Genomic DNA, 12789 nt, shown 5'->3' on the forward strand with positions numbered 1-12789 from the left:
TTAAAACAGCCCTTCCGGTGCATCTACGGTGATTATCCCTTTATCTAAGTCAATCGTGGGCACTAGGGCTTTAACTAGCGGAACTTCTACTGGGTTAGCACTGGCAGTCTCTACTTGTAGGCGGTCTTGAAATCCTCCGATTGCTACCCCCACGCATTTTCCTAGTTCTTCTCCCGAAGGGGTTTCTACTCGTAAACCGGTTAGTTGTTCGGGAGAATACTCCCCCTCACGCGAACTAGCTGGTGCGTAAAGTTTTATTCCCCTTACAGCTTCCGCATCGTCACGATTATTTATGTGGGAAAAAGTTAGGCAGCAGCGCCCTTTTATTTCCCGGTAGGAGCTAACTTCCCAGGTTTGCTCGTCCTCGGTAACCAGCTGTGCTCCTTGCCTAAAACGTTCTTCAGGGTAATCAGTGAAAGGACGTACCAGCACTTCCCCTTTAAGCCCGCGAGCTGGTCCTACCTGCCCGACTTTCACTAAATCCATAGTTATCTTCCCTGCCTATAAATGACGCGAGCCCCATGAAATTTCATGGGGCTCGCTATCTAGAAAACCAACTCTAACGGCGTGAACGCCGATCGGTATCTACTACATCAACCCGAATCGGTCCATGAGTAGAAAGCGCTCCCATAACTTTTCGCAAAGCCCGAGCGGTGCGCCCTCCGCGACCGATTACTCGCCCTAAATCCTGCGGATTTACCCGCACCTCTAGCAGCTTACCGCGCCGCATATTGCGCTCGTCCACCCGCACATCATCGGGGTGATCAACGATTCCACTAACTAGATGTTCTAGTGCATCCGCCAACATTTTTAGGCTTCCTCACTCTCGGGAGCAGCTTCTTCCACCGCTTCATCAGCCTTGGCTTCTTCGGCAGCAGCTTCAGCTTTTTCAGCGCTGACCTTTGCCTTACGCTTTTGCGCCTCGTCGGCGGCGGCTTTCACGTTCTTTTCACGCGCCTGTTCGGCGGTGAGATTTTCTTTGGTCTTAATCCGGTTTTCAACGTTTTCTTTACCGTTGAACCGAGCAATATCACCTGATAGTACTAGCATCCGGCGAACCGCGTCCGAGGGCTGTGCCCCTACGCCTAGCCAGTACTGAATCCGATCAGATTTTACTTGAATGAAAGACGGTTCTTCGTTGGGGTTGTACTGTCCAACCTCTTCGATTACCCGGCCGTCACGTTTCTTCCGGCTGTCTACCACTACGATTCGGTAAACCGGGTAGTGAATCTTACCAACACGCTTTAAACGAATACGAACTGCCACTTTTGTGGTTTCTCCTGTTCTATTGACTGTTTAGTGCCCGCTCTAGCCGGTGGGATACGACCCGAATCAAGCACTTAAGACGAGGCCTCCACACAGAGAGGGGGGTGTCTTGGCCCGGTACAAGTAGCCATTGTGCCAGATTTTGTTACCTGGTTTCTACTTTATATGACTCCCATTTGGCTTCTTTGAGCAGTTTCACACCTTTTGGGTATCGCCGCTATTACCTGTAACTGCTTTTCTTCCGCTTTCCCCTATCGTCCTTAATAAAAATAGCCGGGAAGAAATGAAAATAGCTATTGACAGGATATAAACTGCTCAACCACCGCGTGCGCGGTAACCGGATTAAGACCGCAGGCACTGGCAACAAAGGCTCCTCGCAGATACTCTGGTTCGTTGCGATTTTGCGAAGTCTCAAAGGTTTTAACGTTTCCACCCGCGACCCTCACCATATGAATTCCGGCTGCCACATCCCAGGGGCGCATAGTGGTTCCGAAAGCCACTGCGGTATGCCCGGCTGCCACCTGCGCTAAATCTAGCGCCGCAGCTCCGGGCGAATGAACGGTGGCATAGGCGTTAGCTAGCGAGGCAGCCAGTTCCCAAGATTTTTCGGCTCGCCGCGGATTCTTATCGCGAAACGGGAAATAACCAGTAAGTATTCCTTTACTTTCCACCTTGGCCCCCGCGGCACACATCGGGCGCGCAGTTTTCCCTTCATAAAGAACCGCTTCTTTAGCGTCGGCGGTGAAGAGTTCGCGGGTGTAGGGGGCGTAGATGACTCCCGCCACCATTTTTCCATCTAGTTCCACTCCGATGGAAGTATTGAAGTAAGAGACTCCGGAGGCAAAGTTGGCGGTTCCATCTATGGGATCAACTATCCATCTAACCCGCTGACCTAAATCTTTTATGATTGCTTTCGCTTTTGATACTTCCCCGATTAGCGGAGAAGTTTCTCGGGCTTTTGCGGCTGCTAGCTGCCAGGAAAAGTCGCTAACTGCCACCGCCGCGGTTAGCTCGCGCCCAGATTTTTCTAGATAGGCATCTTGTATTTGCTGTAAGGAAAGCGCCCCAGCAGCCTTTATTATATCTGTGGTGAGGACGTGCTCTCCGGTTTCCTCTCCCAAGATTCTAGAGGACGGAACCGAGCTTCCCAGCAGGTATTGCAGCCTGGCTTCAACGTAACGGTCATGGATAGTTACCGGATCGTGGATTCCCGCTTTCAGAAAAATTTCCAAGGGGGCGCGAAAAACGCTACGTAAATATACCCCTACCTGCTGTGCAACCTCTCCCGCTACAATCATTAGCGCGTAATCGAGGCTGCTTTCCGACGTGCTCATACCTTCCATTATTACCCTTTTTAGGTTATTAGTCCTAGCTAACCGCAGCTGCCGGAGAAAACTCTTGCCCGAGTAACGCCACTTTTTCGGGTTTAGTTGCCCGTGCCGCCTCACCAGTCGGGTCTGAGGAATAGCGCAGGTAGTCGGCGCGCGCTCCCGGCTCTAGAGCCCCAATCCCTAGATAGTCGCGGGCTCGCCAGGTAGCAAAATCAATAATCTCGTGAGGGGAAACCCCTCCGCGTTCCCACAGGGAGAGTTCCCGCCCCAAGTCCCCATGTGATTGATACCCGCCAGAATCGGTACCGGGCAGCAATTGCACTCCGCTTTGATGGAGCATCGCAAAGTGTTCGCGCCGCTGCTCCCACATTTGCTGCATCGTCGCCGCATATACCGGATATTTCTTGCCCGCCTGGGCTGCGAACTGGTTAAACAATTCCACCTGCAGCAAAGTTGGGGTGACGGGAATCCCGCGGCGGGCGCACTCTTGTGCCTGGACACTATCGATTCCACTGCCATGTTCGATACAGTCAATCCCCGCTTCCAGCAATCCCGCAATCGCTTTATGGGAAAATGCGTGTGCCGTTACCCGCGCTCCCACCTGATGGGCAGCCGCAATCCCCTCTTTCAAAATCTCGGTTGGCCACAGGGGATCTAAGTCCGATTCCGCTCCATTTGAGCGGTCAATCCAGTCGGCCACAATTTTTACCCAGCCGTCACTTTGCTGCGCTTGGGCGGCCATCACCTGCGGTAAATCACTTAGGGTTTCAACCTCTAGCGGCAGCAGGCGCAGATAGCGTTTGGGACGGGCGATATGGCGTCCGCAGCGAATAATTGGAGGAAGCTTAGGATTCCCTAAAATCCCAGGGGCATATTCCAGGTTTCCGCAGTCACGAATGGCTAAAATTCCGCAGTCCCGATCTGCCTGCGCCTGTGCTAACGCTTCTTGTGGGGTAGCTATCTGTCCTACCGCCGCGAACCCGATATGACAATGCACATCGCAAAATCCGGGTAGAAAATAATCTCCACCAGTGCTGTTATCTTCTCTAAACCCCCCGAAACGTCCGTCCTCAGTAATCGTTAATTGACCCCGCACCCAGCGGGGAACCCGCTTAGCTTCCTCACGGTAATAAAAATTACCGCTCAGCAACTTCATCGCTGTCCTAGCATCCGTTTCAAATCATCGGGTAAATCATCCAAGGTGGGAGCAGGGGAAGCTGGCTGGGAAGCACCCAGACCAAAGGCGCTACCGGCAGTAGGCGCTGATGGTTCGTCCTTAACGGTTTGCTGCGCCTCCCACTGTTTTTGTTTCGCGGGATTACCGAACTTGCGGCGATTCTTCTTGCCTGCCTTCCGCTGTTTCTTGGTAGCTCCTCCGCGCCCGCCCGGCATTCCGGGGATTGCCGGCATTCCGGGAAGTCCCCCACCATTAGACATACGTTTCATCATTTTTGCAGCCTGGGTAAACCGCTCGACAAGACCATTTACCTCGCTAACGCTGGTTCCGGAACCGCGCGCAATCCGGGCGCGCCGTGAACCGTTAAGTAAGGATAGATCGTCCCGTTCTGCCGGGGTCATGGAGTTTACGATGGCTTCAATCCGGTCGATACTTTTTTCATCAAACGCATCTAACTGGTCGCGAAACTGATTCATGCCCGGTAGCATCTTCATCAGTTTCTTCATCGACCCCATTTTTCGCAGCTGCTGGAGCTGTGCCATAAAGTCGGCGAGGGTGAACTGGCCTTTTTGCATCTTGCGCGCCAGCGCCTCGGCTTCTTTTTGGTCATAGGCTTTTTGGGCTTGCTCGATTAGGGTGAGCATATCGCCCATATCGAGGATGCGTCCGGCCATTCTCTCGGCATGGAAACGTTCAAAATCACCCAGGTTTTCCCCGGTGGAGGCAAATAGAATCGGTTGCCCGGTTACTCCCCGTACCGACAGCGCCGCCCCGCCACGAGCGTCACCATCCAGTTTGGAGAGCACTACCCCGGTGAAACCCACCCCGTCACGGAAAGCAATCGAGGTTTGTACTGCGTCCTGACCTACCATTGCGTCCAGGACAAACAGAATTTCATTCGGATTAACGGCGTCGCGAATATCGCGCGCTTGGCGCATCATTTCCTCATCAATACCGAGGCGACCGGCGGTATCGACAATGATTACGTCATAGCCTTCGGTGATTGCCCGGTTCAAACCGGAACGGGCAACTTCGACCGGATTACCCTGTCCGTCCCCGGATTCGGGGGCGTGAATATCTACCCCGGCCTTTTCGGCGACGATACTTAGCTGCGTAACCGCACCGGGACGCTGAAGGTCACAGGCTGCGAGGAGGACGCGTTTACCCTCTTCTTCGCGCAGCCATTTGCCCAGTTTCCCAGCCAAAGTGGTTTTACCAGCACCTTGCAGACCGGCCAACATGAATACGGTAGGACCGCGCCGGGCATAACTAAGTTCGCGTGTTTGCCCCCCGAGTACCGCTACCAGCTCGTCATGAACAATTTGGACTACCTGCTGTCCGGGATTGAGAGCTTTTGAACGCGCCGCCCCATAGGCTTTTTGCCGCACCTCTTTGGTGAACTGACGTACCACTGGCAGCGCCACATCAGCCTCTAATAGGGCGCGCCGAATCTCGGAGACGGTAGCATCTACATCTGCTTCCGTGAGCAGCCCTTTTGAGCGTAGGCGCTTGAAGGAATCAGCTAGGCGATCGGACAGGCTATTGAACAAAGTGGTTTCCTCCTGGAAATAGTTTCGCCGTCTAGTCTACTTTAGGAGAGCATCTACGAAATCTTCGGGTACGAAAGGTGCTAAATCATCTGGACCTTCCCCTAGTCCTACCAGTTTAACTGGCACGTTTAGTTCGCGTTGTACGCTAACTACAATTCCGCCCCGAGCGGTTCCATCGAGTTTTGTCAACACAATTCCGCTAATGTTTACCACTTCGGAGAACACTTTCGCCTGTTGCATCCCGTTTTGCCCCGTAGTGGCATCTAGAACCAGCAGGGTTTCGGTTACCGGGGCACTCTTTTCGATTACCCGTTTGACCTTACCTAACTCGTCCATCAAACCGGCTTTGTTCTGCAAACGCCCAGCGGTATCAACCAACACCACATCCAGGTCTTTTTCTTTTCCGTATTTGACCGCATCAAAGGCTACGGAGGCGGGGTCAGCGCCCTCTTTATCGGAACGTACCACTTCCACCCCAACCCGGTTTCCCCAAGTCTCTAGCTGGTCAGCGGCGGCCGCCCGGAAAGTGTCGGCCGCTCCCAGCACGACTGACTTGTTTTCCGCCACCAATATTCGGGCAATCTTGCCCACGGTAGTGGTTTTCCCGGTGCCGTTTACTCCCACGGTAAGGACGATTCCCGGCTTTGTCCCATCGGCCTGCGCTAGATTTAGGCTGCGATCTAGATTCGGGTTTACCAGTTCAATTAGTTTGGTACGCAATACTTCACGAATCTTTGCCGGATCGGAAGTTCCCAGCACTTTCGCCTGGGTGCGCAGCTCTTCCATCAGTTCATCGGTAGCGGCAATCCCTAAATCCGCCATTAGCAGGGTATCTTCTATTTCTTCCCAATCGGCGGCGCTCAGGTCTCCGCGACCGAGTACCCCGAGCAGCATTTTTCCGAAAGAACCGGATTTCGCTAGGCGCGAGCGCAGCCGCTGCATTCGTCCTTGGGCGGGTTCTGGGGTTTCTAGGTTTGCCTGAGCGGCTGGAAGTTCCTCGCTACTGACCGGAGCCTCTGGCTCTAAAATTTCGCCAGTTTTTTCACTTGCCGCGGTTTCTTCCTCTGCCTCTGGAGTGGTCACCAAGGGTTCTGGCGTAGCTTTCGCTGCCTGTTTAGCGGCACTTTCACCCTCTTTAGCCTGGTCTAAGGGTTTGAGTCCCTGAGAACTGGCGGCGGGTGGTTCTTCCTTTTCACCCGCTTCTTCGCCCCCGGCTTCCAGTTGCTTTGCTTTAGAAGGCTCTAGTTGTTTGTCCGCTTTCGCCGAGCGCACCGCGATGGTAGCGCCCGTTCCCACAAGCGCCAAAACTAGAACTATTACCGCAATCCCAAGAGGAGAAAAAAGAAAATCCATGCTTCCTATTGTCACCTATTGGGGCTCTCAGGTCATATCGCCATCATCGAGGGCGAAAACCAAATGTTATTTTAAGTCGTCAAAGCTAGTTTCTTCTGCTTTTAGCGGCTGCCAAGAAACCTTATCTACCTCAAAATCTGCCTCAGTGTCCGGTGCTTGTTCATTTTCCGGCTCGCTAAGGGCTTTAACCTGAGGAACATAGCTGGTTGCGTCCTCGGGCTCTTTTACTACCTGAAGGCGGGCAGCCGCAGGAGGACGGCGACGCTCTCGGGGAGTAAAAGCGGGAGGCAGCTGACCGGGCAGTAAATCTGTAGATTCCTCTAAGCTATCTGCACTATCAGCACTATTTTCAACTTTTTCGCTATCTTTAGCTGCCTGCGGCGCTTCGAAGTGTTCTACTTCCTGTCCCCATATCTGTCCGGCTGCGTTACGCAGGGTTTCCATTTCCTTTAGGGGATTAGCAGAATCGGCAGGAGTAGCCTCTTGTAGCAACGCATTAAGACGTACCCGCTTACCAAGCTGATCTTTGGGGGCACGATGACCGTTTTCTTGCCACGAATCGGCTGACTGGCGAATCCAATTGCGGTAACCCCCACCGGGGCGGCGGGTACGAACCATTACCGCTACTACTAGCACCCCTAAAAGTACACTGATACCAATGCCTACTAATAGCAGAATCAACGGTTTGGTCACGTTTCTAGTATGCCAATACTTAGCAGATTTACCGACTTAGCTTCTTGACCGATACCAAACTGTTACCTGATTTGAGTGTGATATTAGCTATCTGCCCGCTCAAGGCGCTGCGAGATTACTCGAGACACGCCCTCGCGCATAGTCACCCCATATAGGGCATCAGCTACTTCCATCGTGCGTTTTTGGTGGGTAATCACAATCATTTGGCTTACTTTACGTAGCTGTTTAAACAGCTCCAGCATTCTGGACAGGTTTAAATCATCTAAGGCGGCTTCGACCTCGTCCAGAATATAAAAGGGCGAGGGGCGAGCTTTGAAAATCGCAATCAGGAACGCCAAGGCCGCTAAGGAACGTTCCCCACCGGAAAGCAGCGACAGGCGCTGCACATTTTTTCCGGCAGGTCGGGCGTTCACTTCTACCCCGGTGCTTAACATATCGTCAGGATTGGTGAGCTTAAGAGAACCCGTGCCCCCGGGGAAAAGCCGGGAAAATACCGCGGTGAACTCGTTAGAGATATCGGTGAATGCCTGAGTGAATGCCTCTTTTACCTGGTTATCTACTTCGCGCACCACCACTAATAAATCGGCTTTTGAGGTACGTAAATCACTAAGCTGTCCCATTAAAAACTCGAAGCGTTTTTCCAGAGCCTGATGTTCTTCCAAAGCCAGCGGATTCACTTTTCCTAACCGGGCGATAGCGCGAGTGGCTTTATCTAGTAACGCGCTTTGCTCGGCGCGGTCATAAGGACGCCATTGACTTTTATCATCCACAGTCGGCTCACTAGCAAAATCAGTTCTAACTTCAGTATCACCGCCGGCTTGCGAGCTATTTTCCGGTAAAGCGTTAGCGTCAAGTTCTTGGTTTGAGGATACCTGGGTATCCTCAGCTTCATTTTCGGCTCTCCTAGCGAGCAAATCCGGGGTAGGTACCAATTGTTGCGGCCCAAATGAGGATATTAATTCTTCCGGGGAAAGTGCATAACGCTCTCGGGCTTGCTCAGTTAGCTGTTCGGAGCGTACCCTATATTCTGCTGCTGCCACTTCATCGCGGCGGCTTAAATCATTTAGCTCTGCTAGTTCCCTGTTCAAGCCGTCAATCTCTTTACGGACTTCATTAGCCGCATTAGAGGATGCTAGGCGGGCAGCATCGGCACTATCTCGCCAGTTTTTAGCTACCTGGGCTACCTGCGCTGCCCGGTCAGCGAACTCTTGACACCAATAAGACGCTTGTTTCATTCGCTTCGATTTAGTGGCACGCTCAATTTCGCGCTGGCTGCGAGCCGCCAGGCGCAGCTGGAAACGTTCCAAAGCTTTAACTTCCCCTTGGAAACGCTCGCGTAAACTATTGGTAAGTTGGGTGGTGGCGGACAGCTTTAAATGTGCCTGTGCTGCTTTTTCTCGGGCAGCCAAATCGGCTGCCCGAGCGGTCTCTAGTTGCTGTTCAAGGTCTTGTAGAGGTGCTGAATCTTCAGGCGCTCCAAAATCGTTTAGCGCTTTTTCAGCCTGCTGGACTTTTTCGCTGCAAGCGTCAAAACTGGTGTTTGCCTGTGCCAGTTCTGTTTGGGCACGTTTTTCTTCCTCTTCCGCTCCCCTGACTGCGGCTTCCCGTAGCGCCCGCTGTTGGGCTTGGGCAGCTGCCTGGGCATCGGCAGCTCGCAGACTTTTCAGTGCCTGTGCGCAATCTGACGATGCTTGCGATAGTTCCTTATTTAGCTGTTTAACCTGATTATCGGCGTGTTCTTTGTCTTTTTCCGCCTTGGCGAGTGCCTCGCGCGCTAGGCGCAATCGCCGTTCAACCTCAATCTGATTTACGCTGCCACTGCCGGTAAAACCGGCATATTTACCGATAATAGTGCCATCGGGCAGCCCTACTCGCGCCGAGGGAATTTCCTCGATTATTCTTTTTGCTGCCCCTAAATCGGTAGCTAAATAGCACGAATCTAGCAATTGTTTTAGCGCCGAATGTAACTGTTGAGGCGCGGAAATAACCTCTGTAGCAGCGATTTCGCCTGACTTAGATTGTTCATTGGTCTCAGATACGGGAATAGCTGAACCAGATTCTCCCCTACTTACCACCCAGCTAACTTGTCCCTTCGCGCCTTTGACCGCTTGTAAACCCGCCTCTAACTGGGAATCTTCTATAGCGAGGGCGACTCCAGCTTGTCCTAGCAACGCGGCGACTGCTTGCTCCCAACAATCAGGCACACTAATCAGGGAAGCTAACTGTCCTAGAGACTGGGCTGCCTGAGAAAAAGCCTCTTGGGCTTGGTTTGAACAAGTCGCCAAAACCTGTCCCAGGCTAGCTTCGCTTTCTCCGGCAGCCACCACTTTAGCTTCGCTTTCGCGCAGACAGTCACGCGCTTTTTCTAGTTGGGAACGTACCTCGTTTTCTTTCTGGGACAACTCGCGGTACCTACTGGCAGCATCGGTGCTTTCTGTCACCGTTTCTTCGCGGTGAGCTGTCTGTTGGGCACGCGCCGCAGCTAGTTTTTCCGTAGCCGCTGCTACCGAGTCTTGCGCCCTTTGCGTTCGCGAGCGGGCTGCTTCTAGGTGAGCCTTGGCGGTCTCTAAATCTCGCTCCAAGCGGGCAGCTTTATTGGTTTTCTGTTGAACTTCCTCACGTAGTTGCTGGTAAAGGCGATTTAGTTCCTTGACTTTACGAGTAGTTTCTTCGCGTGCTACCTCGGCCGCATCTAGTTGTTTACGATGCGCCAAAGCGTCCTCATCATGAGCTGCTAAATCGCTTTGTAGACGCGCCAAATGGGCTTGTCGCTGCTCAACACTAGGACCGGTAGGCTCGGGTTCGGGTTTCGCCAGGGAAGCAGCCCGTTCATTCGCTAGTGCCTCCAAAGCCCGCAAACGTTCGGTGATAGTGGTCAGCTGTTGCCACAGGTTTCCGGCTCGCCCCGCCAAATCGCTTTGGGTAGCATCTGCATTTAACTGTTGCAGTTTTTCTTGCTGGGCAGCTAGTTTAGTGTGTAATTCTTCGCGTTTTGTCTCTTGGGATTTTCCGCTTTCCTGGTAGCGAGACAGTTTGACGCGCAGCTGTTGGAGGTCATCAGCTAGAATCCGGCATCCCGCATCCCGCACTTGGGCTTGTAGCACTGCGGCGCGGCGTGCGGTTTTGGCTTGCCGGGCTAAAGGACCGAGTTGGCGCTGAATTTCTTTAGTTAAATCTGACAGTCGAGAGAGTTTTTCTTCTAGTCCATCAAGTTTGCGCAGCGCCCGTTCTTTTCGGCGTTGATGTTTTAGCACCCCGGCGGCTTCTTCGATTAGGGCGCGCCGCGCTAAGGGATCAGCAGAGAGCACCTGGTCAAGTTTGCCCTGCCCGATAATCACGTGCATATTGCGTCCCATACCGGTATCAGACAGTAGCTCTTGGATATCTAGCAGCCGACAGGGAGTACCGTTAATGGCATATTCGGAGCCGCCCTGACGAAACAGGGTACGCGAAATCGTAACCTCGCTATAGTCAATCGGCAATTCCCCATTGGTATTATCAATGGTGAGCGCAACTTCTGCCCGTCCGAGCGAGCTGCGGGAGGTGGTTCCAGCAAATATAACGTCTGACATTTGCCCGCCCCGGAGGTTCTTGGCACCTTGCTCGCCCATCACCCAGGCTAGGGCATCGACAATATTGGATTTACCGGAACCGTTGGGACCTACTACGCAGATAATTCCCGGAGTGAACTGCAAAGTGGTGGCGCTGGCAAAGGATTTAAATCCGCGCAGCGTCAGCGACTTTACATACATTTATTTTCTGCTCCTTTAGGAGAGCTCCGGAAACCAAATTTTGATCTCGCGGGCAGCAGAACTGGCAGAATCTGCGGCGTGAACTAGATTTTGGATATGTCCACTGTCATAGTCACGACCGAAGTCGCCGCGGATAGTTCCCGGCGCTGCCTCGGTGGGGTTAGTGGAACCCACCAGGGAACGCACCCCTTCGACTACCCGAGTCCCCTCGATAACAGCGGCAACGATTTTTCCGCTTCGCATGAAATCAACCATGGATTCAAAGAAGTGTTTGTCGCGATGCTCTTCATAATGACCATGTAGCTCATCGGTCGAGGCTTGCAGCACCCGCAACGCGGCAATGGCGTATCCTTTTTGCTCGATTCGCGCTAGGATTTTGCCGGTAAGTCCGCGATGATACCCGTCCGGCTTCACCAAAATCAGGGTGTATTCCTTATTGGGATCCAGCTTTTCTTCGCCCATTCTTGTTCCTTTCAGTTTATTTTCGCCCCACTCTAAACAGATTTTATCTATCCGGGGAAACCGGTAAAGAGTGAACCTCTCCTGGCTGCACCGCCTGGGAAGATTCTTTAGCTGAGGACGCAGTTTGCCCAGTTAGCTCTGCTTCAACCGCGTCTAGGGCGTTGCGCGACTGGGATCCGGTAGCGACAATAGTCACCTCGTCTCCGGGGTTTATTTTTAACCCCATGAGGGCGAGGACGCTGCCTGCTTGCACCCCATTTAGGGTTACTTGGGCATCGAAACCGGTCGCTATTCTAGCTAGCCGCGCTGCGGGGCGAGCAGATAGAGGATGCTCACCGCTATAAAGCACCGTACGGGGTGCTAAGGGATCTAGAGCCGGTGGTGGAGGCAAAATATCAGCTGCGTCCTCTTCGGGGAAAAACTGCGAAGCGGCACTAATTGCCCGTAAGATTTCCGCCAGTCCAGCCCCTTGGGAGGCGGCTACTGCCCCTGCCATGGTTCCTTCCACTATCGGACCGCGCCCTAATCGCAGCACCCGCATCCCTAAATCGGTGATAACCTGCTGACAAGCCAGGCGAGCTGCACCGAAATCAGCCATTAGCACAATTGAGTCTTGCTCGCTGAGCTTTTCCATTATCACCGAAACCTGCGCGCTAATAATCTCGGTGGCAGTGCCCAACCCCTCGTCGTGACAGCCGCACGGTTCAATAAGCACCTCGGGTGCTAGGGAGGAAACCACTTCACACACCCCTCGTGCCAGGGTCTGCGATTGCGAGACAACAATGAACGCGGTTTTAGGATGCATAAGTGCTCCTTGCCTATTACGGATAATGTTCCTCTAGGGTATCGCGCGGCGCACCAAGTATTTAATCCCCCGCTAGGTCAGCTAGCGCCGGGTGAAAATACCCTGCTAGAAAAACCGGTTATCGGTGCTACTCGGAATCTAGGTCTTTTTCAATCAGTTCCGCAATAACTGTTACTGCCTGTTCGTTTTCGCTTTCTACAGTGACCTCGCAACCACATTCGGCACCGAGCGTCATAATCAGCATCATCGATGATGCGTCAATGGGGCCTTCTTCGGCAGTGGCTAAAGTGATTTCCTCATCAAATTCGCCAGCCTTTTCCGCAACAATAGCCGCGGGGCGTGCATGTAAACCTACCGAAGATCCAACTTTTACAGTTTTGGAAGCCATTTTGTTTCTACC

The 12789-nt window shown here is 53.0% G+C and carries 12 protein-coding genes; all 12 read right to left on the bottom strand.

All coding sequences use genetic code 11. From position 1 onward, the window contains the following. The 12 genes from rimM to QZT94_RS08575 all read right to left on the bottom strand — a co-directional run bounded on the left by rimM (position 1) and on the right by QZT94_RS08575 (position 12777). Complete coding sequence (rimM, locus tag QZT94_RS08520; RefSeq protein WP_270625491.1) at positions 1 to 486, bottom strand: ribosome maturation factor RimM; 486 nt, start codon at positions 484 to 486, stop codon at positions 1 to 3. Positions 487 to 559: 73 nt separating this feature from the next. Continuing rightward, positions 560 to 808 carry an RNA-binding protein gene (locus QZT94_RS08525; protein WP_072509334.1) on the bottom strand — a complete coding sequence of 83 codons (249 nt, stop codon included), beginning with the start codon at positions 806 to 808 and terminating at the stop codon, positions 560 to 562. 2 nt (positions 809 to 810) lie between these two features. Continuing rightward, positions 811 to 1266 carry a 30S ribosomal protein S16 gene (gene rpsP / locus QZT94_RS08530; RefSeq protein WP_072509333.1) on the bottom strand — a complete coding sequence of 152 codons (456 nt, stop codon included), beginning with the start codon at positions 1264 to 1266 and terminating at the stop codon, positions 811 to 813. Between the two features lie 293 nt (positions 1267 to 1559). After that, the gene (locus tag QZT94_RS08535; RefSeq protein ID WP_296761316.1) at positions 1560 to 2600 is read right to left on the bottom strand and encodes an inositol monophosphatase; all 1041 of its coding nucleotides are present in this window, start codon (positions 2598 to 2600) and stop codon (positions 1560 to 1562) included. 34 nt (positions 2601 to 2634) lie between these two features. Continuing rightward, complete coding sequence (locus tag QZT94_RS08540; protein ID WP_296761315.1) at positions 2635 to 3753, bottom strand: amidohydrolase family protein; 1119 nt, start codon at positions 3751 to 3753, stop codon at positions 2635 to 2637. After that, positions 3750 to 5324 carry a signal recognition particle protein gene (gene ffh, locus QZT94_RS08545; RefSeq protein ID WP_296761314.1) on the bottom strand — a complete coding sequence of 525 codons (1575 nt, stop codon included), beginning with the start codon at positions 5322 to 5324 and terminating at the stop codon, positions 3750 to 3752. Before ffh ends, QZT94_RS08540 begins: the two co-directional genes overlap by 4 nt. Before the next feature lie 36 nt (positions 5325 to 5360). After that, entirely contained in the window at positions 5361 to 6677 is a 1317-nt protein-coding gene (ftsY, locus tag QZT94_RS08550) for a signal recognition particle-docking protein FtsY (RefSeq protein ID WP_296761313.1), read from the bottom strand. Positions 6678 to 6743: 66 nt separating this feature from the next. Continuing rightward, on the bottom strand, positions 6744 to 7370 hold the full coding sequence (locus tag QZT94_RS08555) for a hypothetical protein (RefSeq protein WP_296761312.1): 627 nt from the start codon (positions 7368 to 7370) through the stop codon (positions 6744 to 6746). Positions 7371 to 7453: 83 nt separating this feature from the next. Next, positions 7454 to 11122 carry a chromosome segregation protein SMC gene (gene smc, locus QZT94_RS08560; protein ID WP_296761311.1) on the bottom strand — a complete coding sequence of 1223 codons (3669 nt, stop codon included), beginning with the start codon at positions 11120 to 11122 and terminating at the stop codon, positions 7454 to 7456. Positions 11123 to 11137: 15 nt separating this feature from the next. Further along, positions 11138 to 11584: a nucleoside-diphosphate kinase gene (ndk, locus tag QZT94_RS08565; protein WP_072509327.1), complete on the bottom strand. Its 447-nt coding sequence runs from the start codon at positions 11582 to 11584 to the stop codon at positions 11138 to 11140. 43 nt (positions 11585 to 11627) lie between these two features. Continuing rightward, positions 11628 to 12389 (bottom strand): HPr family phosphocarrier protein, encoded by a 762-nt coding sequence (locus QZT94_RS08570; RefSeq protein WP_270625480.1) that lies wholly within the window; start codon positions 12387 to 12389, stop codon positions 11628 to 11630. Positions 12390 to 12516: 127 nt separating this feature from the next. Continuing rightward, a complete protein-coding gene (locus QZT94_RS08575) occupies positions 12517 to 12777 on the bottom strand; it encodes an HPr family phosphocarrier protein (protein ID WP_270625479.1) in 261 nt (86 codons plus the stop codon). Positions 12778 to 12789: the final 12 nt, after the last annotated feature.

The organism is Varibaculum sp. (assembly GCF_008661855.1).
GTDB classification, from domain to species: domain Bacteria; phylum Actinomycetota; class Actinomycetes; order Actinomycetales; family Actinomycetaceae; genus Varibaculum; species Varibaculum timonense_A.